We start from the raw sequence: 25356 nt of genomic DNA on the forward strand, positions 1-25356 counted from the left end.
TCATGTCCGACGTTGCAACGCGCCGTCCGCTGCCCGCTCTCATGACCCTGTCCGATCAGGCCGCCAAACGCCTGAAGACCCTGTATGCGGGAACGCATCAGGGCCATCTTTTGCGGATCAGTGTGGGGACGCGCGGGTGTTCGGGGCTATCCTACGAAATGAATTTTGTGACAGCCCCGCAGCCTGCCGATGAGCGGGTCGAGGATCAGGGCGTAACCCTGCTGGTGGATCGCAAGGCCACCCTGTTCCTGACCGGCACCATCATGGATTACGAGGTCAAGGACCTCGAATCCGGTTTTACGTTCAGGAATCCGAACGAGAAAGGTCGTTGCGGCTGCGGCGAGAGTTTTCACGTCTGATCCGCTTTACGTCCCGCGACAGCACGACGACCGCTTCGACTTCCGTGGACCAGAGGAACTGGTCCACGATCGTCAGCCCGACGACTGAAAATCCTGCGTTCCACAAAGCTTTACCGTCTTTCTCAAGCGCGGCAGGATTGCAGCTCACATACACGATATCCGGCACGGCCGACTTTGCCAGAGGCAAGGTCTGCGCACCTGCACCTGCATAAGGCGGGTCCAGAACAACAGCCCGTGTTGATTTCAGATCATGCGGGAGCAGAGGCTGACGCCCGAGATCCCGATGAAAACCATCCACGCGTCGACCGCCAGCTGCTGCCTTAAGGCAGTTTGCCGCGGCCAGATTGCCTTCATAGGCCATGACCCGGCCCTTCTCCGACATCGGGAAGGTGAGTGTGCCACAACCGGCAAACAGTTCGACCGTCACGTCTTTTTTGTTCAGCGACGGCAATCCATCAACCACTGCGGTGACGATCGCCTTCTCGGCGTCAGCCGCGGCCTGAAGAAATGCGGAAGGTGGCGGGGAGACGATCACACCGCCGAAATCTTCCCGCACCGCTCCGGACTGGGCCACCGTTTCGATGCCCAGATCTTTTGGATCCTGCCAGGAAATCCGCGACAGATCATGTTCACGCGCAAAGGCCGCGAGCTTGATGCGATCCGCACTTGTGAGCGCAGCAGGGGTCTGAAGTGTCAGATCCGGTCCGCTATCAAGCAGGTTGACCATCAGGCTGCCGCGGCTCGTCAGGGCGCCTAGACTTCCCAGAACCTCACGCAGTGGTGTGAGAAGTTCAAAAATTGCAGGGTGCAGGACGTGACATTCCGTCATGTCCACGGGGTCGCCGTTGCGGCGATGCAGTCCGATGATCACGCCACCGGGCACGCGCTGGACAGCAAAATCCATCCGGCGCCGTGTTTCAGGCGCTGTCTGGAACATCCGTGCAGGCGGCAGATCCGTAAAGCCTGCGGCTGTCAGGGCCTGGACGACACGGCGTGATTTCCATTCCAGCAGGGCCGGCAGGGAGAGATGCTGCAACGCACAGCCCCCACACGCGCCAAACAGGTCGCACGGTGGAGTCACACGTTCAGGAGAGGAGTGAACGATATTAATCAGTTCGGGAGGGGTGGAAGCAAGGCGAACCCGAACGTCTTCCCCAGGCAACGTGCCCGGGATGAAAACGCTCTGGCCATCAAGATGCGCAACGCCATCGCCTGCTGCACCCAGTCCTTCAATCCGGAGTTCTGCAACTCCGGTCAAGGTATCATTCATTACCGTAATGGCGCCCATCATGCTGAACAGGAGCAGCGGGATCGGCGCTATCGGAAACCGTAACTTTCCTGCGGCGTGGAACCAGCATGAAAGCGGGCGTATCACCACCAAAGCCCGTCTTTGGTCCATCGTTTTCGAACGCAGGAGCCAGTTCAACTGAGCGGTGGCGTACAGGAGGCTCGATTACCGCGACAGGTGCGGCAGTGTCCACGGGAGCCTGAACGGTCTCGCTCTCTTCACGGTCACCACGGTTACGCTTGCGGCCGCCCCGACGGCGCTTGCGAGCCCGCTGCTCTCCGTCTTCCGCTGTTTCCTGCTGGACAGGGGCGGAGACTGGCGTAGCTTCGACCAGCTGGCGGTCGCCGTCTTCCGGAGCCCAGTCAACGGTCATAATGCCTTCGAGAACCGGACGCGCAATCACCTTGCCTGTCAGGGTCTCGATGGCTTCAAGCAGTCTGCGATCACGCGGGGTTGCCAGACTGAAGGCGTGGCCTTCCTTGCCGGCACGACCCGTCCGGCCGATGCGGTGGACATAATCTTCCGCATTAAACGGCAGATCATAATTAAAAACATGTGACAGGCCGCCAATATCAATACCACGCGCTGCCACGTCCGAGCACACTAGGAACTTCAGTTCCCCGGAACGGAAACGCTCCAGCGTCGAGAAACGCAGCGACTGGGCAAGATCACCATGCAGATGCCCGGCCTCGATCCCATGCTTGGTCAGATACTGCTGGATCATGTCTACATCGCGCTTGCGATTGCAGAACACGATCGCGCTCTGGACGTTTTCACGACGCAGCAGCTTCTTGAGCGTGCGACGCTTCTCGTCCTCCGGCACGATGACCAGAGCTTCTTCGATCGTCGTGGCGACGGAAGACTGGCGCGAAACCGTGATTTCAACCGGATGGCGAAGGAACGCATCGGCCAGACGTCGAATTTCCTCAGCCATGGTGGCGGAGAAAAACAGGGTCTGGCGATGGGCTGGCAGCAGCCCGACGATTTTTTCGATATCGGGAATGAAGCCCATATCCAGCATGCGGTCGGCTTCGTCGATCACGAGCGTACTGGTCTGCGTGAGCAGCAGGCCGCCACGTCCGAACAGGTCGAGCAGGCGTCCCGGCGTTGCGATGAGCACATCAACGCCACGGTTCAGAACGTCACGTTGTTCGGCCATGCTTTCGCCGCCGATCAGCAGGGCATGCGTCAGACGAAGATACTTGCCGTAGAGCTTGAAATTCTCCGCAACCTGCAGAGCCAGTTCGCGTGTCGGTTCAAGGATCAGCGAGCGCGGCATCCGGGCCCTGGCACGCGATCCGGACAGCTTCTGGAGCATCGGCAGGGTGAAGGAGGCCGTCTTGCCGGTGCCGGTCTGGGCTACACCCAGAACGTCATGGCCCTTCAGGACTTCTGGGATGGCCTGCGCCTGAATGGGAGTCGGGTGCTCGTAACCCAGCTCCTCAATGGCCCGCATGATCGGCTCGCCAAGTCCCAGATCAGCAAAGCGGGGTTTATCCGAAACTTCTTCGGCAACCACCACGGCCTCAACGACGGCAGGGGTAGCATCGGCTTCTTCAATAACAGCTGGCGTTACGGCCGTCGCCTTGGAGCGCCGACGACGTGCAGGCTTCTCGATTGTCGCAGGCTCGGTCTGAGCCAACGGGGCTTCCTCAACCACGGGGGCCGCTGTTTCCACAGCCGGGGCTGAAGCCTTGCGACGGGGCGCACGGGCCTTCTTTTCTACAGATGCTTTCGGCGCCGTCTCCGCTACTGCGACGGCAGCATCGGCTTTGCGGGGCCGACCGCGACGACGAGGGGCAACCGGAGTCTCGATTGCTTCCGGCGCAATAGCTTCGACAGCAGGCTGTTCCACAACCGGTGTCTTACGCGGGCGGCCACGGCGTTTCGGAGCAGCCTCTGCGGTTTCAGTCACGACTTCTGCCGCTTTCGCAGTACGACGCTGACGCGCGGCCGGTGCAGCTTTGGCGGGTTCGGTCACTGCCTCGGGTTCTGCAACAGTCTTTTTGCGACGCCCTGCGACCTTCGGAGCCGGCGCTTCGTCTTTGGCCGCGGGGGCAATGACAGGCGCTGCCGTCTTGCGGGTTCGGCGTGCGGCAGTTTTCACTACGCCGGTCTCTTTATTCGCCGGGGTCGCAACCTTGGCGCGGCGCGCACGCGGAGCCTTGGCGACAGGCGCTTCGGTTACCGGAGCGGTTTCGCCTTCATCGGCGATGGTCGGGGAAATTTCGGCTGCGGCGGCACGCGTAGCAGAGGGGCGTCCGCGTCTGGACGTGGCAGTCGTACGGGACTTGGAAGGACCGGAGGTCGTTTTCGCGCTCAAATGACTCTCGAGACTCTCGTTGACGGCGTGCACCCGAACGGGTGAGGGCCGGAGTTGAGGGCGGGGCAATTGCCCGCAGCTATAATCTGGTGCGTTATCGATAAATGGCAGGAATGGCAAGCGATACGGCCATAAAAGCGCCGTATCGCATACGATTTCAGATGCCGCGTGCCATTGCGGCGACAAGAATGGTCAGGACGCCCAGTCCTGCCATCATCGCCGTGCGGCTGCGCAGCGTATCAAACAGGGCTGGCTGGGGGCGCATGGCGCGTCGGGCACGACGAAATGGCCCCTGGACGGTCAGAATGAAAATGACCGCCATGACGAGACCCAGCAACTGCATTGCGTTAACGGGCCAGGGGACTGCACCGAACCCGCCTTCATGGAATACCAGACCCCACCCGGTCAGCAACGAAAACGGAACAACCTGATAGAGCCCGCGGAAAAAACGCGTGTATCCCTGAAGCAGGACGGAGTTTCGCGGCCCCGGATCAAGCAGTCCGACCGTTGAGCGGACGACGAGGGTCGAATAGATCGAGCCGCCGACCCAGTAGGTCATGCACAGCACATGGATTGCGAGCACGAGGCTCCAGATGATCGATCCTGTCATTGATCCTCGTCATGGTTGCAAATGGGAAAAGAGGGGAAGAACATTCCCGAAGCATTTCCCTGCAATACCCGACGCGGCCCCATCAGCGCCAGAGGGAACAGCCGTCAGACCCGATCTGGCAAAGGCAACGCTCCAACCGGTCATGCTTTCTCTTATCAAGATACAGCAGGAGAACGTCCCATAATGTCCATTCATCCTTTCGCATTACTGCTCCCTGAAGAAAGTGATCGCATGGATCATGCGGCTGCTGCGATCCTGCCCTCTACGCGCCTGATGGAGAATGCCGGATGGGCTGCGGCCCGGGTGATCCGCAACCGTTTTTCGCCCCGCCGGGTGACTGTGGCCTGTGGTCCGGGAAATAACGGCGGAGACGGTTATGTCGTCGCCTGCAATCTCGCACGCTGGGGATGGTCGGTTCGCGTTGCTGCTCTCGCGAGTCCGAAACCCGGCACTCCCGCCGCCGAAATGGCCGCCCGCTGGACAGGTCCTACAGTGCCATTTGCAGCAGAGGAACTGGCGGCTGCCGATCTGGTGGTGGATGCAGTGTTCGGCTCCGGACTGAAGCGGCCCGTAAGTGATGAGGTTGCATCGGCTCTCGCTGCTGCCCCTCAGGTTGTTGCAATCGACATGCCCAGCGGCGTTGCCGGCGCGTCGGGGGAAACGCTGGGCAAGGTGCGGGACTGTGTGCTGACTGTCACATTTGTCCGTCCGCGTCCTGGCCATCTCCTGCAACCCGGCTCTGATTCTTGTGGGGAAGTGGTCTGTGCCGATATCGGTATGCCTGTGCAGGCTTGGGAAGGTATTACGGCCGCCGTGCAGCACAATCAGCCGGGCCTCTGGACGCTGCCAGTCTCCGGTGATGGCGATTACAAGTACCGTCGTGGCGTCGTCAGTCTGTGTGGGGGTGCTGAAATGCCAGGGGCTACACGGCTATCGGCGCGCGGTGCCAGGCGCAGCGGTGCAGGTCTTGTCCGGATTTCGGCGGGCGAGGGGGCGCCAGCTTACCGACTCGGGGATCCGGGTCTGATCGTGGACGACGCGCCACTTTCCAAACTGCTCGAAGATGCGCGACGCAAAGTCTGGATCTGCGGCCCGGGCCTCACTGAAGACGAGGTTGCAAGAACTCTCCCGCAACTGCTGGCGGCCGATCGAACCGTCCTTGCTGATGCAGGGGCGCTGACGTGGGGTGCACAGGATCTGTCCCGACTGGAAGGTGTTGCCGCCATCACCCCGCATATCGGAGAGTTTCGAAAGCTTTTCGGGCCTGTTGAAGGCAGTCGCCTTGATGCAGCACTTGCAGCCGCAAAGCGCATCAGGGCCGTCGTCGTCATGAAGGGGCCTGACACCATCATCGCAGCGCCCGACGGGCGCCTCGCCATTAACACGCATGCTTCTTCTGCGCTGGCGACGGCAGGGTCGGGTGATACCCTGACAGGCGTAATCGCAACCCTGCTTGCTGCGGGAATGGACATTTGGGAGGGGTGTTGCGCAGGTGTCTGGCTTCATGGAGAGGCCGGAATTGAAGCTGGAAAAGCCCATCATGGGTGGCCTGTAGCCGAGGATCTGGACGTACCTCTGGGGGCGGCTCGGGCGACTGCAACGCGCCTTGCGCAGGAGGCGACATTTAAAAAGGGGACCGCCTCCCTGTTGTGAAGTCTCGTTTCATGCGCTAAAGGCCGCGCTTCCGAGGTTCGGTAACACGAGCCTGGAAGCCGAGCGCTGCGGGCGTGGTGAAATTGGTAGACACGCCAGATTTAGGTTCTGGTGGCGCAAGTCGTGGGGGTTCAAGTCCCTCCGCCCGCACCAACCCGGCTTCCCGAGAAAGAGATTTGACCAACCTACCGCCCGAGAGGATCGCCTGGCTCATGCAGGTTACGCCCACGCTCAACGAAGGACTTAAGCGCGCCTTCACCGTCGTTGTCCCGTCTGCCGACCTGCAGGCTCGCCGCGATGCCCGACTCGCCGAAGTCGCCAAGACGATCAAGCTTCCGGGCTTCCGTCCGGGCAAGGTGCCGGCCTCCCTCGTCAAGCAGCGCTACAGCGATTCCGTGAATGCGGAGCTGCTCGAGGAAGTCGTCAACGACGCCACGACGAAAGTGTTCGAAGAGCAGAAGGTTCGTCCGGCGATGCAGCCGAAGGTCGAAGTAACCTCCGCAATTGAAGACGGCAAGGATCTTGAGTTCAAGATCGAGACGGAAGTTCTGCCGGAAATCACTGTTCCGGACCTGTCCGGCCTCAAACTGACGCGCCTCGGCGCCAAGGTCAGCGAAGAGACCGTCGAGAAGGCTCTGAACGATGTTGCCCGTCGCAGCCGCAAGTTCGAGACGATCGAAGAAGACCGTCCGGCCGCCAAGGGCGATGTTGTCTGCGTTGATTTCGTGGGCAAGCTGGACGGCACGCCGTTCGATGGTGGCACGGCTGACGATGTGAACGTCGAAATCGGTGGCGAAGGCTTCATCCCCGGCTTCGCCGAGCAGATGGAAGGCATGAAGGCTGGCGAAGAGCGCGTCATCAACGTGACGTTCCCCGCCGACTATCAGGCTGAAGAGCTGGCTGGCAAGGCCGTGACCTTCGACATCAAGGCAAAGTCCCTGAAGAAGGCCGTTGATGCACCTATCGACGACGAGCTTGCCAAGACGATCGGTTTCGAGAACCTCGAGCAGATCCGCAAGATCATCACCGAGCAGGCTGAGGGTGAATACCAGCAGCTCTCGCGTCTGCGCATCAAGCGTGACCTTCTGGACGCCCTGTCCGAGAAGACGGACTTTGAAGCGCCGTCCAGCATGGTTGACGCCGAGTTCAACCAGATCTGGTCCCGCGTCGAGGAAGACCGCAAGGCCGGTCGTCTGGACGAGGAAGATGCCGGCAAGGATGAAGAGACGCTCAAGGCCGACTACCGTCGTATCGCAGAGCGTCGCGTGAAGCTGGGTCTGCTGCTGGCCGAGATCGGCCGCAAGCAGGAAATCCAGGTCTCCCGCGAGGAGCTCCTCGGTGCGATGCAGCAGGAAGCCCAGCGTTATCCGGGTCAGGAACAGATGGTTTTCGAGTTCTTCTCCAAGAACCCGCAGGCCGTTGAAGGGCTTCGTGGCCCGATCCTGGAAAACAAGGTCGTCGATTATCTGATCGAACTGGCCGACGTCACCGACAAGGAAGTGACGCCGGAAGAACTGGCCGAAATCCCACCCGCCGAACTCTGATCTTTCGGCGCGGGAACCAGCGGGCACTCTTCGGAGTGCCCGTTTTTTTCCTGCCTGCTCCCTTTGACGGAACGCCATGTCGGGTCCATGTTAGGAAGCAGAAGAAAGCCTATCGGGCATTGAGGAACAGACAGCATGGCCATTCGGGATCGTGATCCCCTCGAGGTGTTCAGCAACTCTCTGGTGCCGATGGTGGTCGAGCAGACTGCCCGCGGAGAGCGCTCGTTTGACATCTTTTCGCGCCTCCTTCAGGAGCGCATCATTTTCCTGACCGGACCCGTCTATGATCAGGTTTCGTCCCTGATCTGCGCGCAGCTCCTTTATCTGGAGAGCGTGAACCCCACCAAGGAAATCTCGTTCTATATCAACAGTCCGGGCGGTGTCGTCTCCGCCGGTCTCGCGATCTATGACACCATGCAGTACATCCGCTGCCCCGTGAGCACGGTCTGTATCGGTCAGGCTGCTTCCATGGGTTCCCTGCTTCTGGCAGGTGGCGAAAAGGGGCATCGTTACGCGCTCCCGAATGCTCGCGTGATGGTTCACCAGCCGTCCGGTGGTGCTCAGGGACAGGCTTCGGATATCGAGATCCAGGCTCGGGAAATTCTCATCATCCGTCAGCGGCTGAACGAGATTTATCGCGAGCATACTGGCCAGACGCTGGAACAGATCGAGCAGAAGCTCGAACGTGACAGCTACCTCTCAGCCAACGAGGCTCGGGAATTCGGGCTCATCGACAAGGTGGTCGAGCGCAACCCGCACGAAACCACACCAGACCCGAGTTAAGACGTCTAGAAAGCGGGGGGAGTCTGGCGCTCCCTCTGAAACCGAAAAGCGGCATTCCGATATGCCGCTTTTCGTGTCTTGGGGCTTTTCGGCTCCGGGGTTGCCGAAGGCTTTGACCTCGGCCTAAAGTTAAAGTTCTTTCGCATGTCCGCTGCGTCAATGTGGTCGGGTCGTGCGCAAGGGAAAGGGAACAGCAATGAGCAACAAGTCCGGCGATTCCAAGAACACCCTGTATTGCTCGTTCTGTGGGAAATCCCAGCACGAAGTCCGCAAACTGATTGCTGGTCCCACGGTCTTCATCTGTGATGAGTGTGTCGAACTCTGCATGGACATCATCCGTGAAGAGCACAAGACCCATCTCGTGAAGTCCCGTGACGGTGTTCCGACCCCCAAGGAAATCTGCAAGGTCCTTGACGATTACGTAATCGGTCAGTTCGAGGCCAAGCGTGCGCTCTCCGTGGCGGTTCATAACCACTACAAGCGCCTCGCCCATGTCGCAAAGAGCAGCGATATCGAGATCGCGAAGTCCAATATCCTGCTGATCGGCCCGACGGGTTCGGGTAAGACCCTGCTCGCCCAGACGCTGGCGCGGATCCTTGACGTTCCCTTTACGATGGCCGATGCCACGACCCTGACCGAAGCCGGCTATGTTGGCGAGGACGTGGAGAACATCATTCTCAAGCTGCTGCAGTCCGCTGATTACAATGTGGACCGGGCGCAGCGCGGTATTGTCTATATCGACGAGATCGACAAAATTTCCCGCAAGTCCGACAACCCGTCCATCACCCGTGACGTGTCGGGCGAGGGTGTGCAGCAGGCTCTCCTGAAGCTCATGGAAGGCACTGTTGCCTCCGTGCCGCCGCAGGGTGGTCGCAAGCATCCGCAGCAGGAATTCCTGCAGGTCGATACGACCAATATGCTCTTCATCTGCGGTGGCGCCTTCTCCGGTCTGGACAAGATCATCTCGGCCCGCGGCAAGGGGTCGGGCATCGGCTTCGGCGCGGATGTCCGTTCGGATGACGAGCGGCGTCTTGGCGCGATCCTTCAGAGCGTGGAGCCGGAAGATCTACTGAAATTCGGTCTTATCCCCGAGTTCATTGGTCGTCTGCCTGTTATCGCTGCTCTGAATGATCTGGATGAATCGGCCCTGATCCAGATCCTTAGCAAGCCCAAGAATGCGCTGGTCAAGCAGTACGGCCGTCTTTTCGAAATGGAAGGCGTCAAGCTGACCTTCACGGAAGATGCGCTGGCAGCCATCGCCAAGCGTGCCATCGAGCGTAAAACCGGCGCGCGTGGCCTGCGGTCGATCCTGGAAAACATCCTGCTTGGCACGATGTTTGATCTTCCCGGTCTTGAAGGCGTCGAAGAGGTCGTCATCAATCGGGAAGTGGCGGAAAGCAAGGCCCAGCCAGTCTATGTCTATGGGAAGGGCAAGTCCGAACCCGCAGAGCAGTCTGCGTAAAAATGCTCCCGGCTCTTGTGCCGGGCCCATCGGCTTTCGACATAACTGACTGAGGTTGTCCGAATTCATGCCTCTCAAGCATGAAAGAAATGCGGTGCCAGCGCTGCCTGGCAGGTCGGTACCGCAAGATCGTCCCTCTGGAGATCAAGTGAATGACTGACGATACCAAGCCGAAAACCCGTCGCCGCACAAAGAAGACGGATGACGTCGCCGTCGCTGAGAAGCCCGTTGCGGCTCCAAAAAAAGCTGTCCGCAAGCCGCGTAAGGCTGCCACCGCAACGGTTGTCGAAACCGTGCAGGAGCCTGTGCGTCACGACGTGATGGCTGTTCTGCCGCTGCGAAACATCGTCGTTTTCCCGCACATGATCGTGCCGCTGTTTGTCGGACGTGAAAAGTCGGTGAAGGCGCTGGAGACGGTCACGCGCGAAAGCAAGCAGATCCTGCTTGTTGCGCAAAAGGATGTCTCGCTGGACGACCCATCGGTGGATGACATCTACCGCTATGGCACCGTTTCGACGATCCTCCAGTTGCTGAAGCTGCCGGACGGGACCGTCAAGGTTCTGGTTGAGGGGACGCGTCGTGTGCATATCACGCGCCTATTCGATGTGGACGGCCATTTTGAAGCCGAGATCGAAGAAATTCCTGAAGAGGCCGTGGATGCCGCTCCGGGAAGCGAAATCGAGGCCTTGAGCCGTTCGACGGTTTCGCAGTTCGAGCAGTATATCAAGCTCAACAAGAAGATCCCGCCGGAAGTCATGGTCTCGATCAACCAGATCGAGGGCATTTCCAAGCTTGCCGATACGATCGCGAGCCACCTGAATCTCAAGATTTCCGAAAAGCAGGAAATCCTTGAGACTGCTTCTGCGGCCCGTCGTCTGGAGCAGGTCTTTGCCCATATCGAGACGGAAATTGGCGTCCTGCAGGTCGAGAAGCGCATCCGTAACCGCGTGAAGCGGCAGATGGAGAAGACCCAACGCGAGTACTATCTGAATGAGCAGCTCAAGGCGATTCAGAAGGAACTCGGCGAGGGCGAAGACGGCAAGGACGAGAACTCCGAGCTTGAAGAGAAGATCAACAAGACCCGTCTGAGTCGTGAGGCCAAGGAAAAGGCCCATGCCGAGCTGAAGAAGCTGCGTGGCATGAGCCCGATGTCGGCCGAGAGCACGGTTGTCCGCAACTATCTCGACTGGCTGCTGGGTATTCCCTGGAAGAAGCGTTCCAAGATCACGCGTGAGTTCCAGCAGGCCGAGGACGTTCTTGAAGCCGAGCACTACGGTCTTGAAAAGGTCAAGGAGCGGATCCTCGAGTATCTGGCTGTGCAGACGCGCTCGCAGAAGCTCAAGGGACCGATTCTGTGCCTTGTCGGTCCTCCGGGCGTGGGCAAGACCTCGCTGGCGCGCTCCATCGCCAAGGCGACAGGCCGGAACTACATCCGGATGTCCTTGGGCGGTGTGCGTGATGAGTCCGAAATCCGTGGTCACCGCCGGACCTATATCGGCTCCATGCCGGGCAAGATCATTCAGGGCATGAAAAAGGCGCGGACATCCAACCCGCTGTTCCTGCTCGATGAGATCGACAAGCTGGGTGCTGACTGGCGTGGTGATCCATCATCTGCGCTGCTCGAAGTGCTTGATCCGGAGCAGAATTCGACGTTTGCCGATCATTATCTGGAAGTGGATTATGATCTGTCGGATGTGATGTTCGTCACGACGGCCAACAGTCTGAACATGCCCCAGCCGCTGCTGGACCGCATGGAGATCATCAATCTGTCTGGCTACACAGAAGACGAAAAGGTGCAGATTGCGCGCCGTCATCTTCTGGGCAAGCAGGCCGAGGCGCATAACCTTAAGCCGGATGAGTGGACGGTTACGGATGATACGATCCGCGAGCTGATTCGGGCCTATACCCGCGAAGCCGGTGTCCGGAACCTTGAGCGCGAACTGGCAAAGCTTGCGCGCAAGACGGTCAAGGAGATCATCACGACGGGCGTGAAGCACGTTGAGATTACGCCTGAAAATCTTGAGAAATATGCGGGTGTCCGCCGTTTCCGTCATGGTGAGACCGAGACGGAAGATATGGTTGGCGTCGTGACGGGTCTGGCATGGACCCAGGTTGGCGGCGAAATCCTGACGATTGAGAGCGTGATGGTTCCGGGCAAGGGGCAGGTCAAGCAGACCGGCAAGCTCGGTGAGGTGATGCAGGAAAGCATTTCGGCCGCGCTGTCCTATGTCCGCTCGCGGGCCCAGGATTTCGGGATCCGTCCACCGCTGTTTGAGAAGCGGGATATCCATATCCATCTCCCCGAAGGTGCGACTCCGAAAGACGGCCCATCGGCCGGTATTGCGCTTGCGACATCGCTGGTCAGCATCATGACCCAGATCCCCATTCGCAAGGATGTGGCTATGACGGGCGAGATCACGCTGCGTGGTCGTGTTCTGGAGATCGGTGGGCTCAAGGAGAAGCTTCTGGCGGCCCTACGGGCAGGCATCAAGACAGTGCTGATCCCCAAGGATAATGAGAAGGATCTCGCGGAGGTGCCGGACAATGTCCGCCATGCCCTCAAGATCATTCCCGTAAGCCATGTGGACGAGGTCCTGAAGATTGCTCTGACGCGCTCGCCCGAGCCCATCGAATGGGACGAAAGCGTCGATCCAATGGGTGGAATTGCGGTAGATAAAACGGCTCCGCAGGCACTTCCGCACTGACACTGATACGCTTCTGCGATTCTAGCAGTTGACGCGGGCAAAATCCGCTTCATAGTGCGGCCGCAGATCGAACAAGGCGCCTGAGCCAGAAGGGACTCACCAGAGCCCGGCTCAGGCGCTCTAACACCAGAAAGGCACATCATGGAGAAGCCCCTCAACAAGCAGGAACTGATCGCCGCCGTTGCAGACGCTGCCGATCTTCCGAAGGCCAAGGCCAGCGAAGTTGTCGATGCGGTGTTCAGCACGATCGAAGCGACGCTTGCCAAGAAGCAGGAAGTCCGTCTCGTCGGTTTCGGCAGCTTCGTGACCGCAACGCGCAAGGCCGCCAAGGGCCGCAACCCGCGTACGGGCGAAGAGATCGACATTCCGGCATCCACCTCTGTCCGCTTCAAGCCGGGCAAGGGTCTGAAGGACGCCGTGAGCTGAGAAAGCTCACAAAACGGTTCTGGGTGGCTTTACCGCCATCCGGAACCGTGTATATAGACCTCACAAACATTCTGAGGGCGATTAGCTCAGCGGTAGAGCGTCTCGTTTACACCGAGAGGGTCGGCGGTTCAATCCCGTCATCGCCCACCATCATGAATACTGTAAAATTATGAATTGGCGTTTCGAATACTACGAAACGCTCGGGTCCACTTCCGATCTGTGCAAAACCAGAGCCGAGGCCGGTGAGCCCGAACATCTTGCCATTCAGGCTTTTTCCCAGACATCAGGTCGCGGAACGCGCGGACGAACCTGGAGCGATCCAGGCGGCAATCTTGCGATCTCCCTTCTGTTCCGCCCTGCCAATCCAGCAGCTTTCATCGCGGCTCTTCCGTTTCTGATTGCGGTTGCGTTGTATGAGGCCGCCACGCATTTCTGTCCGACCGCTACAGGGCCGTCACCTTTTATGGTGAAATGGCCTAATGATCTCCTGTTGGATGAACGCAAAATGGCCGGTGTGCTGATCGAAACAGGCGGCCGGCAGGGTAGATCCTGGGTGGTTGTGGGAATCGGAGCCAATCTGACGCAGGCACCGGAAATTCCCGGTCGTCGTCTGGCAGCGCTTTCCGAAAAGACAACAGCACCTTCCGCAAGAGCCTTCGGTGAGATGCTGGTGGTGCAGATCGAGCGCTGGTCCGCCATTCTGGCAGGGCAGGGATTTGAGCCGATACGGGCTGCCTGGCTGACGAGAGCCCACCCGGTCGGGACGCGACTTGCGGTTCAGGGTTGTGAAACCTATATTACAGGTTCGTTTTCAGGGCTCGATGCGCAGGGACGCCTGCTGCTTGCCTTGCCCAACGGTGAAACCATTCCGGTTGTAACCGGCGATATCCTGCTGGACTGAAGGACCGGACTGCAACGTGCTTCTCGTCATTGATGCTGGAAACACCAACATCGTGTTCGCTGTACACGATGGAGAGTCGTGGCTGGGACAGTGGCGGATTTCGACGAACGAAGCGCGGACGGCCGATGAGTATGCCGCATGGCTTCTGACACTTTTTGATCGACTGGGTCTGGACGCAAAAAGCATTGCGCGCGCCATCATCGGGACGGTCGTGCCGGTCGCGCTGTACGAGCTGCGCCGTTTCTGTCGCGAATGGCTGGACGTTGTGCCTTTGGTCGCCAATGCCAGGTTGGACTGGGGGATCGACGTTTTGGTCGACAATCCCAATGAGCTTGGTGCGGACCGGCGCCTGAATGGCCTTGCGGGACGCGAACGCTATGGCGCGCCCCTAATTGTTGTCGATTTTGGCACGGCAACCACGTTTGATGTCGTGAACAGTGCCGGTCAGTTCTGTGGAGGTGCGATCGCTCCGGGTGTAAACCTGTCGATCGACGCGCTGCACCGTGCCGCCGCACGATTGCCCCGCATGAGCATTGGCCGCCCCTCAACGGCGATTGGCCGCAATACGAGCGTTGCGATGCGTTCCGGGTTGTTTTGGGGTTATGTTGGTCTCGTCGAGGGACTGATCCGCCGTATTTCCGATGAAATGGACGCAAAGCCAACTGTGATCGCAACAGGCGGTCTGGCTCCACTGTTCTCTGAGGGAACGCCGCTTTTTGATGTGCTGGCGCCCGATCTGACACTGGATGGCCTGCGCCTTCTGGCAGACCGCAATACGGGTCCGCCGCTTTCCTATTCCCCCGGACGCTCACAGGGCATCGGGCAATGAATATCACTCCGATTATATGTCATAACTGCAAGGAACCATCATGACAGAAAAACCAGACGGTCTGTCTTTCCTGCCCTTGGGCGGGACGGGCGAGATCGGTATGAATTTCAATCTCTACTGCCTCACCAAGAACGGGCGCGACACCTGGCTTGCCATCGACTGCGGCATCGGGTTCTCGGGCAACGATACGCCTGAAGCCGAAGTGCTGATGCCGGACCCGACCTTCATCGCCGATCGTGCGCGGGACCTTTGTGGTCTGGTGATCACGCATGCACATGAGGATCATCTGGGTGCGGTGGCGCATCTGTGGCCCTATCTGCGCTGCCCGGTTTATGCGACGCCGTTTGCAGCTGCCGTTCTGCGACGCAAGCTGCAGGAAGCGCATCTGAACAATCAGGTTAAGATCCATGTCATCCGCCCGGCTTCGCGCTTTGAGGTGGGGCCGTTCGATCTTCAGTTCGTCTCCGTCACGCATTCCGTTGCTGAAGCGCAGGCTGTGGCGCTGCGGACGCCGCATGGCCTGATCGTCCATACGGGCGACTGGAAGCTCGACGAGAACCCGCTGGTCGGTCCGGTGACGGATCTTGAGACGTTTGCCAAGCTGGGCGACGAAGGCGTTCTGGCCATGGTCGGTGACAGCACGAATGTGCTCAAGCCCGGCAAATCCGAGTCCGAAGCCGATGTGCGCAAGGGCCTGACGGAGCTGATCGCGGGTCTGGAAGGCCGGATTGCCGTGACGTGCTTTGCCAGTAACGTGGCGCGTGTCGAGAGCATCGCGAAAGCGGCACAGGCATCTGGCCGTGTGGTCATGATTGTTGGGCGTTCGCTGCGGAACCTTGAGACGGCTGCGCGCGAGTGCGGCTATTTCCAGGATCTGCCGCCGTTCCTGACCGAGCAGGATGCGCGGGACGTGGACGACGAAAATCTGCTGATGATCATCACGGGCAGTCAGGGCGAGCCGCGTTCGGCCCTGTCCCGGATTGCTTCGGACACGCACCCGAACATCGCCCTCGGCGAGGGCGATACGGTGATCTACAGCTCGCGGATGATCCCTGGCAACGAGCAGGCCGTCATGGCCGTGCAGGACAACCTGTCGCGCCGCGGCGTGACGGTCCTGACGGACAAGGATGCCAAGGTTCACACCTCCGGTCATGCGACCAGCGAAGACATTCGCACGCTGTACCGGATCGTCCGTCCGAAATACAGCATCCCGACCCATGGCGAATGGCGTCACCTGACGGCTCACGCCGCATTGGCGCATGAGATGGGTTCTGACCCGATCCTGCTGGAAGATGGCGATATCCTGAACCTGTCTCCGGGTGAGGTGAAGGTTGTCGATACGGCACCGACGGGCCGTCTGGCGCTGGATGGTGGCCGTCTGCTGCCAATGACGGGCGGGGTTCTGGCCGCGCGTCGCAAGATGCTGTTCAACGGCATCGTGCTGGCAAGTTTCGCTGTCGATGATGAAGGCTATGTCATCGGCGAGCCGAAGATCAGCGCGCCGGGTCTGCTGGAATCTGACGATCCGGAAAGCATCCGGATTCAGGAAGAGTTCGCTGATTCCATCGACCAGATCCCGGACGAGCTGCGTCAGGACGATGCCGCTTTCCGGGATGCGGCCAAGACGGCCCTGCGCCGTGCTCTGGGGCGCAAGCTTCAGAAGCGTCCGCTCGTTGATGTCCATCTGCTGCGCGTCTGAGAGAAATACACATGCGTTTGACGAAAGCCTTCCAGCCGACGCTGAAGGAAGTTCCGGCCGAGGCGCAGATTGCGTCTCACCGTCTGATGCTGAGGGCTGGCCTTGTGCGCCAGACCTCTTCGGGCATCTACGCCTGGCTGCCGGCAGGGCTGCGGGTTCTGCGCAATATCGAGCAGATCGTCCGCGAAGAGCAGGACGCCATCGGCGCACAGGAAGTCCTGATGCCGACGCTTCAGTCAGCAGAGCTGTGGCGTCGCTCGGGACGTTATGACGCCTATGGCCCGGAAATGCTCCGGATCCAGGACCGTCATGGCCGCGATCTGCTCTACGGGCCGACGAACGAGGAAATGATCACGGACATCTTCGGAGCGTCCGTGAAGTCCTACAAGGAACTGCCGAAGGCGCTCTACCACATCCAGTGGAAATTCCGTGACGAGGTTCGCCCCCGTTTCGGCGTGATGCGCGGGCGTGAGTTCCTGATGAAGGACGCTTATTCCTTCGATGCGTCCTACGAAGGTGCCGTCGCCAGCTATCGCCGGATGATGCTGTCCTATCTGCGCATCTTCCAGCGTCTGGGCGTGCGGGCTGTGCCGATGGTCGCCGATACCGGTCCGATTGGCGGCGATCTGAGCCACGAATTCCTGGTTCTGGCCCCCACGGGTGAAAGCGGCGTGTTCTTCGACGCAGCCCTTGAAGAGCAGGACTGGCTGAGCCGTCCGGTCGATTGTGACGACGCCGAAAGCCTCGCCACGTTCTTCTCAACCGTAACCGATCATTATGCGGCAACGGACGAAAAGCACGACGAGGCCGAATGGGCCAAGGTTCCGGACGAGCGCAAGCGTGAAGGCCGTGGCATCGAAGTCGGCCACATCTTCTATTTCGGGACGAAATATACTGCGTCCATGGGGATCGAAGTGAGTGGTCAGGACGGCGCACCGTTCCATCCGCATATGGGGTCCTACGGTGTTGGCGTGTCGCGTCTTGTGGGTGCGATCATCGAAGCATCGCATGACGATGCAGGCATCATCTGGCCCGCATCCGTGGCACCCTATCGTGCTGCGATCCTGAACCTGCGTCAGGGTGATGAAGCCTGTGATGCGATCTGTGATCGCATTTACGGCATCGATCCCGAGAACATGCTCTATGACGACCGCGCGGAACGTGCGGGCGTGAAGTTCAACGATGCGGATCTGATGGGGCATCCCTGGCAGATCATCGTTGGGCCGCGCGGCGCCAAGGAAGGCAAGGTCGAACTCAAGCAGCGCGCCACGGGCGAGCGGTTTGAGCTGTCGGTCGAGGACGCTCTGGCGAAAATCGGAGCCGCCTGATGTTTGGCCGCTTTGAGCGCATGGTGGCGGGGCGGTATCTCCGTGCCCGCCGTGGCGAACGCTTCGCCTCGATTATTGCCATTTTTTCCCTGATCGGGATCGCGCTCGGAGTGGCAACGCTCATCATCGTCATGTCGGTGATGAACGGGTTCAAGGCCGATCTGATGGGGCGCATTCTGGGCCTGCACGGCGATCTGACCGTGTACGGCTACGGACGCCCCATCGAGGCTTACGAAAACGACGTTGTGGCGATCCGTCAGGTCCCGGGTGTAAAATCCGTTATTCCCATGGCGCAGGGAACTGTGCTGGTAGAGGCGGGGCGTTTTTCTTCCGGCGCGGAAATGCAGGGCGTGTCCCAGCAGTCTCTCCGTGACTGGACGGCGCTGAGCAGCGGGATCATCGCCGGAAGTCTGAACGACTTTACAGGCGAAAACGCGGTTGCGATCGGTACGACGATGGCAGACCGGGCCGGGCTGACGATCGGCTCTCCGATTACGCTGCTGTTTCCGGACGGCCAAGCGACACCGTTCGGGACAATGCCGCGGGTTAAGACCTATCATGTCGCGGTCATTTTCGATGCGAACTGGAACGACTACAATTCCAGCATCGTCCTGATGCCGCTGCCTGCCGCCCAGAAATTCCTGATGCTTGGGGCGTCCGCCGTTTCGCTCATTCAGGTCTCGACAGCTGATCCGTCCAATGTGCAGCCGACGCGCAAGGCGATTGCCGAGCGGCTGGAAGATCCGCGCCTGCGGGTGCTGGACTGGACGCAGAGCGCCAACGGCTTTCTGGATGCAGTCACGGTCGAGCAGAACGTCATGTTCCTGATCCTGACGCTGATCATTCTGGTCGCGGCCTTCAACGTGATTTCATCGCTTATCATGATGGTAAAAGACAAGACCCGGGATATCGCCGTGCTGCGAACACTTGGGGCGAGCCGTGGCGCAATCATGCGCATTTTCCTCATGTGTGGCGCATCCGTCGGCATCGTGGGGACCGTGGCGGGATCGGCGCTGGGAATTGCCTTTGCGCTGAATATCGAACGCATCCGCCAGTGGCTTCAGTCCCTGACAGGGACAAACCTGTTCAATCCGGAAGTCTATTTTCTGGAGCGCCTGCCGGCGAAGCTGGTGTGGTCACAGGTCTGGGAAGTGATCGGAATGTCGCTGGTCCTGTCGCTTCTGGCGACACTCTATCCTTCCTGGCGGGCAGCCAGAACTGATCCGATCGAGGCGCTGCGCCATGAATGAAGTTGTAACGGGTGCGAGCGCCCTGCGTCTTGAGGGGCTAACGCGCCGTTTTAGCTCGGGTGAAGAGACGCTTGAGATCCTGAGTGGGGCAGAATTCGAGCTTCGCGCCGGAGAGATCGTGGCGTTGGTGGCGCCAAGTGGGACCGGGAAGTCCACGCTTCTGCATCTGGCAGGATTGCTGGAAGCGCCTTCCGAAGGGACAGTCTTCGTGGCGGATCGCCCGGCCAACGGTCTGAGCGATACGGTTCGAACGGCAATCCGGCGAGACCAGATCGGGTTCGTGTACCAGTTTCATCACCTGCTCGGTGAGTTCACAGCATGTGAGAACGTCATGCTGCCGCAGTTGATCGCAGGTGTGTCGCCACGCAAGGCACGGGAGCGGGCGCGCGACCTCCTTGGACGCTTCGGACTGTCACACCGTCTTGATTCGCTGCCGGGGCGTCTGTCGGGCGGCGAACAGCAGCGGACCGCGATTGCCCGTGCGCTGGCTAATCAGCCAAAGCTGCTTCTCGCGGATGAGCCGACGGGAAATCTCGATATTGGCACGGCCGATCATGTGTTTGGTGAGCTTCTGCGTGTCGTGCGTGAAGAGGGCGCGGCGGCGTTGATTGCAACGCATAATGAAGAGCTGGCGGCCCGCATGGACCGGACCGTGACATTGCGGAATGGCAAGCTCGTCCCGTTCTGAGCACTGATTTGGAACAGGGGATATCAAAATCTCCTGTATCCAATGGCCGTCCCTGATACACTGTCAGCATGTCTCATGCCGATTTTGTTCATCTCAGAAATCATTCCGCTTACTCGCTAAGTCAGGGCGCGATCCGGATTCCGGAACTCGTGAGTCTGGCTGCGAAGAACGGAATGCCGGCCGTCGCCCTGACCGATAGCGGCAATCTGTTCGGTGCGCTCGAATTCTCGCTGTACTGTCGCAGCAATGGCGTTCAGCCGATCGTTGGCTGCCAGATTTCGCTGCCCCCGCGGTCTACAAAACCTGGAGCGATGTCAGAGCCGCTGGTCATTCTGGCACGAAATGAGGAAGGTCTGGCAAATCTCCAGATCCTGTCCTCCGAAGGCTTTCTGAACGGCGACCCTGCCGATCCGTCTGTTGCGATTGAATTTCTGTGCCAGCACGCCGCCGGGCTGTTCCTGCTGACGGGTGGCAATCGCGGGCCCATCAACAAGCTCATCCTCGAAGAACAGAAATCCGAAGCGCAGGCTCTTCTGACGCGGTTGGAAGAGGCATTTCGGGGGAACATCGCGGTCGAACTGAACCGGCTTGGAGAAGCTGGCGAGCGGGATGTTGAGAGTGTTCTGATCCCGATTGCGGACCAGATGGGCATTCCGCTGGTGGCGACCAATGAGTGCTTTTTCCCCAAACCTGAAATGCACGAGGCCCATGATGCGCTGCTGTGTATCGCACAGGGCCGAACCATTGCGGAAGACGATCGCTGGCATGTGTCTTCGCAGGCCTGGTTCAAGACACCTGCGGAAATGCGAGCTGTCTTCCATGATCTTCCGGAAGCGTGTGACAACACGCTGATCATCGCCCAGAAATGTGCGGTGGCGGCCTGTACGCGCAAGCCGCTCCTGCCGATCTGCCCGAAGGTTCGCGAAGGGTCGACAGAAGAGGAGACGCTTCGGGCCATGGCTTGGGAAGGGTTGGAAAAGCGTCTCGAAGCAGTCAATGCGGATCAGGAGAAACGCAGGCTTTATTCTGAGCGCCTTCAGGTCGAACTCGATATCATCGTCGGGATGGGCTTCCCAGGGTACTTCCTGATCGTCGCCGATTTTATCCAGTGGGCAAAAGCGCATGATATTCCCGTCGGGCCGGGTCGTGGCTCTGGTGCAGGATCGCTGGTCGCGTATGCGCTGACAATCACGGATATCGACCCCATTCCATTCGGCCTGCTGTTCGAGCGGTTCCTTAATCCTGAACGTGTCTCCATGCCGGATTTCGATATCGATTTCTGTCAGGACCGCCGCGATGAGGTGATCCGCTATGTGCGCGAGGAATACGGTGGAAGCCGTGTGGCGCAGATCATCACGTTCGGAAAGCTTCAGGCCAAGGCAGCTGTGCGCGACGTGGGCCGCGTACTGGGCTTGCCTTACGGCATGGTCAATCGCGTTGCCGAACTGATCCCGAACAATCCGGCTAAGCCCGTTTCGCTGTCAGACGCGATCGATGGAGAGCCCCGGCTCCAGGAAATGCGCGACAGTGATGAGTCGCTCAAGCGTCTGATGGAAATCGCGTTACAGCTTGAAGGGCTGTACCGTCACGCCTCGACGCACGCTGCGGGTGTGGTGATCGGGGATCGCGAACTGGTGGAGCTGGTCCCACTCTATCGCGATCCCAAGAGCGATATGCTCGTGACGCAATACAACATGAAATATGTCGAGCAGGCCGGGCTGGTGAAGTTCGACTTTTTGGGCCTGACGACGCTCACCATCCTCAAGCGCGGTCTGGATTTCCTTGAAGAACAGGGCATTACAGTCGATCTCTCACGCATTCCACTTGATGATGCGAAGACGTTTGAGATGCTGGCCAAGGGCGATACGGCTGGTGTGTTCCAGTTCGAAGGCGCGGGCATGCGGGACATGCTCAAGCAGATGGCGGCCAGCCGGCTTGAGGATCTGATTGCGGGCGTGTCGTTGTATCGTCCGGGGCCAATGGCAAACATTCCGGATTACTGTCGCCGCAAACATGGTGAGCACTGGGAGCCACCACACGAGGAAATCCGCGATATTCTTGAAGAGACCTATGGCATCATGGTCTATCAGGAACAGGTCATGCAGATCGCGCAGAAAATGGCTGGCTACAGTCTGGGCGGCGCGGATCTGCTGCGGCGCGCAATGGGCAAAAAGATTGCCTCTGAAATGGAAAAGCAGCGTGCCATCTTCACCGAAGGAGCGACGGCGCGGGGAATTCCTCAGGAAAAAGCGGTCGAAGTCTTTGATCTTATGGCTCGTTTTGCCGATTACGGCTTCAACAAGTCGCATGCTGCGGCTTATGCGTTGGTGTCCTATCAGACAGCCTGGATGAAGGCGAACCATCCGGTTGCATTCCTTGCAGGTTGCATGTCTCTGGCCCGGGAAAAGACGGACAAGCTGGCAGCGTTGTGTCAGGAAGCGCGGCGAATGAAAATTCCCGTGTTACCCGTTGATATCAATAGATCTATGTCAGATTTTTCGATCGAAAATCTGGAAGATGGCCGTCAGGGTATCCGTTATGCCTTGTCGGCTATCAAGCGTGTTGGATCAGCTGCGATGGAAAGCGTCGTGGCCTCACGCGGAGATCGTCCGTTTCAGGATCTGACTGATTTCTCGGAACGCTGTGACCCCAAGAGCCTTAACAAGATCCAGATCGAAAGTCTTGCAAAAGCAGGGGCTTTCGACAGTCTTCTCAAAGACAGGCACACTGTTTTTGCCAGTGCGGACATCCTCCTGCGTCGCGCTCAGGCACGAGCGCAGGAAGAGAAAATGGGACAGACCGGACTTTTCGGTGGAGCCGGACAGGAGCGCGAGATCCTGCGGCTGAATGAAGGGCGCCCGTGGCCCGATTTTGAGCGCCTGTCGCTTGAGGCGTCCGCTATCGGATTCCACATGAGTGCCCATCCGCTGGATGCCTATCGCAGTGTGCTGCGCCGACTGGGTGTGACGCCCTCCAATGCTCTGGAAAATGCCGCAAAAACAGGAACTACGCGGGTCAAGATTGCGGGCTGTGTTGTAGATCGGAAAGAGCGTCCGACGCGGACTGGCAAGAAAATGGCATGGGTCAATCTGTCGGATAGCGGAGGAGGATGTGAGGTAACGTTGTTCTCGGAAACACTGATTTCCTGCCGGGATCTTCTGGTTGCGGGGCAGGCTATTCTGGTAAATGCCGAACTCAAGATTGATGGTGATGCGCTCCGGATTACAGCTCAGAGCGTCATTGATCTTGAAGCCGCGGCTGCGGCAGAGCGTTCGGAAATCCGGGTCTGGTTGAAGCAGGAAAGCGTTCTGCCCGAGTTGACGGCTCTTCTGGAAGAAGTTCAGGGCGGTTTTGGCCGGGTGAAACTGCTTCCTTCCGTCGAAGAGACGCAGGATGTTGAGATCTCCATCCCTGGGCTGTACCGCGTTACGCCCCGTCTGGCGGAGCGGCTGCGGACAATTCGCGGCGTGGAAAAAGCGCAGCAGGTCTGATCCGGACTGGGGATATTCCGTGAAACTCTGCTGACAGGTCTTGCGTCTGCGGGCATTTTCCGCCATATCGCGACCGTTCTTCTTCGGAGTTTTCTCCGGGTGGGAACAATCCGCACGCATGGCTCTAGGGTTTTCTGGTGTCCTGATCTCAGGACGTTGCCATGCGGAGGTTTAACCAGACGCAAGGAATTCTGAATCATGGCAATGCCTGATTTCACCATGCGCCAGCTTCTCGAAGCCGGCGTTCATTTCGGTCACCACACCCGTCGCTGGAACCCGGCCATGGCGCCGTACCTGTTCGGTGTGCGCAACCAGGTTCACATCATCGATTTGCAGCAGACGGTTCCGATGCTGGACCGCGCCCTGAAGGTTGTCCGTGACACGGTCGCCAACGGTGGCCGCGTCCTGTTCGTTGGTACCAAGCGCGCTGCGGCTGACCATGTTGCTGAAGCTGCACAGCGTTGCGGCCAGTACTATGTCAACCACCGCTGGCTCGGCGGCATGCTGACCAACTGGAAGACCATCACGGGCTCCATCAAGCGTCTGCGCCAGATCGACGACATGCTGTCCGGTGACACGGCCGGTCTGACGAAAAAGGAAGTTCTCGACATCACGCGTGACCGCGAGAAGCTCGAGCGCTCCCTCGGCGGCATCAAGGAAATGGGTGGCCTGCCCGACCTGCTGTTCGTGATCGACACGAACAAGGAAAAGCTGGCGATCGAAGAAGCCACGAAGCTTGGCATTCCGGTCATCGGTGTTCTGGACAGCAACTCCAACCCTGCTGGCGTGACCTATCCGATCCCGGGCAACGATGACGCCATCCGCGCCATCACCCTGTATTGCGATCTGGTTTCCGGTGCGGTTCTCGACGGTATTTCCGCTGAGATGGCTGCTTCGGGCCAGGACATCGGTGCTGCTGAAGAACTGCCGGCTGAGACGGCTGTTCTGGAAGCCGCCGCTGCTGAAGGCGCAGAAGCTCCCGCTTCCGCAGGCTGAACAGACTGCCGGGGTCCGGTCATGGAAAACGGCAACTGAAACATGGCATGCGGCCGGGCGAGTTCGTCCGGCCGCATGATCTTTTTTAAGGGATGAGATAAATGGCAGAAATCACAGCAGCCCTGGTCCGCGAACTGCGCGAAGCCACTGGCGCAGGCATGATGGATTGCAAGAAGGCCCTGACGGAAGCTGCCGGCGACATGGACGCCGCCATCGACTGGCTGCGCACGAAGGGTCTGTCCCAGGCTGCGAAGAAGTCCGGCCGTACGACGGCTGAAGGTCTGGTCGGCGTTGTGTCCGCCAAGAACCGCGCCGCCATGGTCGAGGTCAACGCTGAGACGGACTTCGTGGGCCGTAACGAAGCGTTCCAGACTTTCGTCGAGCAGGTTGCTCACGTTGCTCTGGAAGTTGGCGACGATCTGGACGCCATCAAGGCTGGCAAGGTTCCGTCGGGCCGTACGGTTGCTGACGAACTGACGCACCTGATTGCCACGATCGGCGAGAACATGGCCATCCGTCGCGCCAAGGTCCTGTCGGTCGAGTCCGGCGTTGTTGCCAGCTACGTCCACAGTGCACTGCGCCCGGGCATTGGCAAGATCGGCGTTCTGGCTGCTCTGGAAGCCCCGTCCGAGTCCGACGCCCTGCTGACGCTGGGTCGCCAGATCGGCATGCATGTTGCGGCAACCCGTCCGGCTGCCCTGGACGTTGCCAGCGTCGATCCGGAGTCCCTGGAGCGCGAGCGCGCTGTTCTGATCGAGCAGGCCCGTGAGTCCGGCAAGCCGGAAGCCATCATCGAGAAGATGGTCGAAGGCCGTATCCGCAAGTTCTATGAAGAAGTTGTTCTTCTGGAGCAGGTATGGGTTCTGGACGGCGAAAGCCGCGTGTCCAAGGTGGTCGAAAAGGCTGGCGCAAAGCTTGCTGGTTTCGAGCGCTTCCAGCTCGGTGAAGGCATCGAGAAGGAAGAGAACGACTTCGCTGCTGAAGTCGCGGCTGCTGCCGGCACCAAGTAAGGTTTTCCGCT

19 protein-coding genes and 2 tRNA genes are annotated in these 25356 nt (G+C 59.5%); 18 read left to right on the forward strand and 3 right to left on the reverse strand.

The genetic code is table 11. The annotated features are described in order from the left end of the window. The first annotated feature begins 2 nt into the window (after positions 1 to 2). Positions 3 to 359 (forward strand): iron-sulfur cluster assembly accessory protein, encoded by a 357-nt coding sequence (locus tag JK202_RS02345; RefSeq protein ID WP_211557664.1) that lies wholly within the window; start codon positions 3 to 5, stop codon positions 357 to 359. On the opposite strand, the gene JK202_RS02350 is transcribed toward JK202_RS02345, so the two are convergent. The 3 genes from JK202_RS02350 to JK202_RS02360 form a co-directional block, all read right to left on the reverse strand. Then, positions 304 to 1647, reverse strand: coding sequence for a class I SAM-dependent RNA methyltransferase (locus JK202_RS02350; RefSeq protein WP_211558676.1), 1344 nt, complete (start codon positions 1645 to 1647; stop codon positions 304 to 306). The two genes, JK202_RS02345 and JK202_RS02350, sit on opposite strands and share 56 nt — an antisense overlap. Next, positions 1622 to 3754, reverse strand: coding sequence for a DEAD/DEAH box helicase (locus JK202_RS02355; protein WP_408872133.1), 2133 nt, complete (start codon positions 3752 to 3754; stop codon positions 1622 to 1624). Before JK202_RS02355 ends, JK202_RS02350 begins: the two co-directional genes overlap by 26 nt. 373 nt (positions 3755 to 4127) lie before the next feature. Then, positions 4128 to 4580: a hypothetical protein gene (locus tag JK202_RS02360; RefSeq protein ID WP_211557665.1), complete on the reverse strand. Its 453-nt coding sequence runs from the start codon at positions 4578 to 4580 to the stop codon at positions 4128 to 4130. 183 nt (positions 4581 to 4763) lie between these two features. Here JK202_RS02360 and JK202_RS02365 point away from each other — a divergent pair, with 183 nt between their 5' ends. The 17 genes from JK202_RS02365 (at position 4764) to tsf (ending at position 25345) form a co-directional block, all read left to right on the forward strand. Further along, the gene (locus tag JK202_RS02365; RefSeq protein ID WP_211557666.1) at positions 4764 to 6233 is read left to right on the forward strand and encodes an NAD(P)H-hydrate dehydratase; all 1470 of its coding nucleotides are present in this window, start codon (positions 4764 to 4766) and stop codon (positions 6231 to 6233) included. A 68-nt stretch (positions 6234 to 6301) separates the two neighbouring features. Beyond that, positions 6302 to 6386: transfer RNA gene (locus JK202_RS02370), tRNA-Leu, on the forward strand. A 59-nt stretch (positions 6387 to 6445) separates the two neighbouring features. Further along, positions 6446 to 7777, forward strand: a complete 1332-nt coding sequence (tig, locus tag JK202_RS02375; RefSeq protein ID WP_211557682.1) for a trigger factor — start codon at positions 6446 to 6448, stop codon at positions 7775 to 7777. Positions 7778 to 7912: 135 nt separating this feature from the next. After that, a complete protein-coding gene (locus tag JK202_RS02380; protein ID WP_211557684.1) occupies positions 7913 to 8560 on the forward strand; it encodes an ATP-dependent Clp protease proteolytic subunit in 648 nt (215 codons plus the stop codon). Between the two features lie 196 nt (positions 8561 to 8756). Beyond that, positions 8757 to 10022 carry an ATP-dependent Clp protease ATP-binding subunit ClpX gene (clpX, locus tag JK202_RS02385; RefSeq protein WP_211557686.1) on the forward strand — a complete coding sequence of 422 codons (1266 nt, stop codon included), beginning with the start codon at positions 8757 to 8759 and terminating at the stop codon, positions 10020 to 10022. Positions 10023 to 10174: 152 nt separating this feature from the next. Beyond that, entirely contained in the window at positions 10175 to 12727 is a 2553-nt protein-coding gene (lon, locus tag JK202_RS02390) for an endopeptidase La (protein WP_211557688.1), read from the forward strand. Between the two features lie 141 nt (positions 12728 to 12868). After that, on the forward strand, positions 12869 to 13153 hold the full coding sequence (locus JK202_RS02395; protein ID WP_011251684.1) for an HU family DNA-binding protein: 285 nt from the start codon (positions 12869 to 12871) through the stop codon (positions 13151 to 13153). A 75-nt stretch (positions 13154 to 13228) separates the two neighbouring features. Next, positions 13229 to 13303: transfer RNA gene (locus JK202_RS02400), tRNA-Val, on the forward strand. A 19-nt stretch (positions 13304 to 13322) separates the two neighbouring features. After that, positions 13323 to 14054 carry a biotin--[acetyl-CoA-carboxylase] ligase gene (locus JK202_RS02405; RefSeq protein ID WP_211557689.1) on the forward strand — a complete coding sequence of 244 codons (732 nt, stop codon included), beginning with the start codon at positions 13323 to 13325 and terminating at the stop codon, positions 14052 to 14054. A gap of 16 nt (positions 14055 to 14070) precedes the next feature. Then, the gene (locus JK202_RS02410) at positions 14071 to 14883 is read left to right on the forward strand and encodes a type III pantothenate kinase (RefSeq protein ID WP_211557693.1); all 813 of its coding nucleotides are present in this window, start codon (positions 14071 to 14073) and stop codon (positions 14881 to 14883) included. A gap of 40 nt (positions 14884 to 14923) precedes the next feature. Beyond that, complete coding sequence (locus JK202_RS02415; RefSeq protein WP_211557694.1) at positions 14924 to 16582, forward strand: ribonuclease J; 1659 nt, start codon at positions 14924 to 14926, stop codon at positions 16580 to 16582. 11 nt (positions 16583 to 16593) lie between these two features. Next, a complete protein-coding gene (gene proS, locus JK202_RS02420) occupies positions 16594 to 17910 on the forward strand; it encodes a proline--tRNA ligase (RefSeq protein ID WP_211557695.1) in 1317 nt (438 codons plus the stop codon). Further along, positions 17910 to 19160 carry a lipoprotein-releasing ABC transporter permease subunit gene (locus JK202_RS02425; protein WP_211557699.1) on the forward strand — a complete coding sequence of 417 codons (1251 nt, stop codon included), beginning with the start codon at positions 17910 to 17912 and terminating at the stop codon, positions 19158 to 19160. Before proS ends, JK202_RS02425 begins: the two co-directional genes overlap by 1 nt. Next, on the forward strand, positions 19153 to 19848 hold the full coding sequence (locus JK202_RS02430; protein WP_211557700.1) for an ABC transporter ATP-binding protein: 696 nt from the start codon (positions 19153 to 19155) through the stop codon (positions 19846 to 19848). Before JK202_RS02425 ends, JK202_RS02430 begins: the two co-directional genes overlap by 8 nt. A gap of 68 nt (positions 19849 to 19916) precedes the next feature. Next, positions 19917 to 23339 carry a DNA polymerase III subunit alpha gene (gene dnaE / locus JK202_RS02435; RefSeq protein ID WP_211557702.1) on the forward strand — a complete coding sequence of 1141 codons (3423 nt, stop codon included), beginning with the start codon at positions 19917 to 19919 and terminating at the stop codon, positions 23337 to 23339. 198 nt (positions 23340 to 23537) lie between these two features. Next, positions 23538 to 24335, forward strand: coding sequence for a 30S ribosomal protein S2 (gene rpsB, locus JK202_RS02440; RefSeq protein ID WP_211557704.1), 798 nt, complete (start codon positions 23538 to 23540; stop codon positions 24333 to 24335). 101 nt (positions 24336 to 24436) lie between these two features. Next, the gene (tsf, locus tag JK202_RS02445; RefSeq protein ID WP_211557706.1) at positions 24437 to 25345 is read left to right on the forward strand and encodes a translation elongation factor Ts; all 909 of its coding nucleotides are present in this window, start codon (positions 24437 to 24439) and stop codon (positions 25343 to 25345) included. Positions 25346 to 25356: the final 11 nt, after the last annotated feature.

Source organism: Gluconobacter sp. Dm-62 (assembly GCF_018256155.1).
Lineage (GTDB): Bacteria > Pseudomonadota > Alphaproteobacteria > Acetobacterales > Acetobacteraceae > Gluconobacter.

Coding starts and splice junctions, on each gene's coding strand:
- JK202_RS02395 (WP_011251684.1), top strand. CDS start 12,869: ATGGAGAAGCCCCTCAACAAGCAGGAACTGATCGCCGCCGTTGCAGAC.
- JK202_RS02350 (WP_211558676.1), bottom strand. CDS start 1,647: ATGGGCGCCATTACGGTAATGAATGATACCTTGACCGGAGTTGCAGAA.
- tig (WP_211557682.1), top strand. CDS start 6,446: ATGCAGGTTACGCCCACGCTCAACGAAGGACTTAAGCGCGCCTTCACC.
- JK202_RS02425 (WP_211557699.1), top strand. CDS start 17,910: ATGTTTGGCCGCTTTGAGCGCATGGTGGCGGGGCGGTATCTCCGTGCC.
- rpsB (WP_211557704.1), top strand. CDS start 23,538: ATGGCAATGCCTGATTTCACCATGCGCCAGCTTCTCGAAGCCGGCGTT.
- JK202_RS02405 (WP_211557689.1), top strand. CDS start 13,323: ATGAATTGGCGTTTCGAATACTACGAAACGCTCGGGTCCACTTCCGAT.
- proS (WP_211557695.1), top strand. CDS start 16,594: ATGCGTTTGACGAAAGCCTTCCAGCCGACGCTGAAGGAAGTTCCGGCC.
- lon (WP_211557688.1), top strand. CDS start 10,175: ATGACTGACGATACCAAGCCGAAAACCCGTCGCCGCACAAAGAAGACG.
- JK202_RS02360 (WP_211557665.1), bottom strand. CDS start 4,580: ATGACAGGATCGATCATCTGGAGCCTCGTGCTCGCAATCCATGTGCTG.
- JK202_RS02365 (WP_211557666.1), top strand. CDS start 4,764: ATGTCCATTCATCCTTTCGCATTACTGCTCCCTGAAGAAAGTGATCGC.
- clpX (WP_211557686.1), top strand. CDS start 8,757: ATGAGCAACAAGTCCGGCGATTCCAAGAACACCCTGTATTGCTCGTTC.
- JK202_RS02415 (WP_211557694.1), top strand. CDS start 14,924: ATGACAGAAAAACCAGACGGTCTGTCTTTCCTGCCCTTGGGCGGGACG.
- JK202_RS02345 (WP_211557664.1), top strand. CDS start 3: ATGTCCGACGTTGCAACGCGCCGTCCGCTGCCCGCTCTCATGACCCTG.
- tsf (WP_211557706.1), top strand. CDS start 24,437: ATGGCAGAAATCACAGCAGCCCTGGTCCGCGAACTGCGCGAAGCCACT.
- JK202_RS02380 (WP_211557684.1), top strand. CDS start 7,913: ATGGCCATTCGGGATCGTGATCCCCTCGAGGTGTTCAGCAACTCTCTG.
- dnaE (WP_211557702.1), top strand. CDS start 19,917: ATGTCTCATGCCGATTTTGTTCATCTCAGAAATCATTCCGCTTACTCG.
- JK202_RS02430 (WP_211557700.1), top strand. CDS start 19,153: ATGAATGAAGTTGTAACGGGTGCGAGCGCCCTGCGTCTTGAGGGGCTA.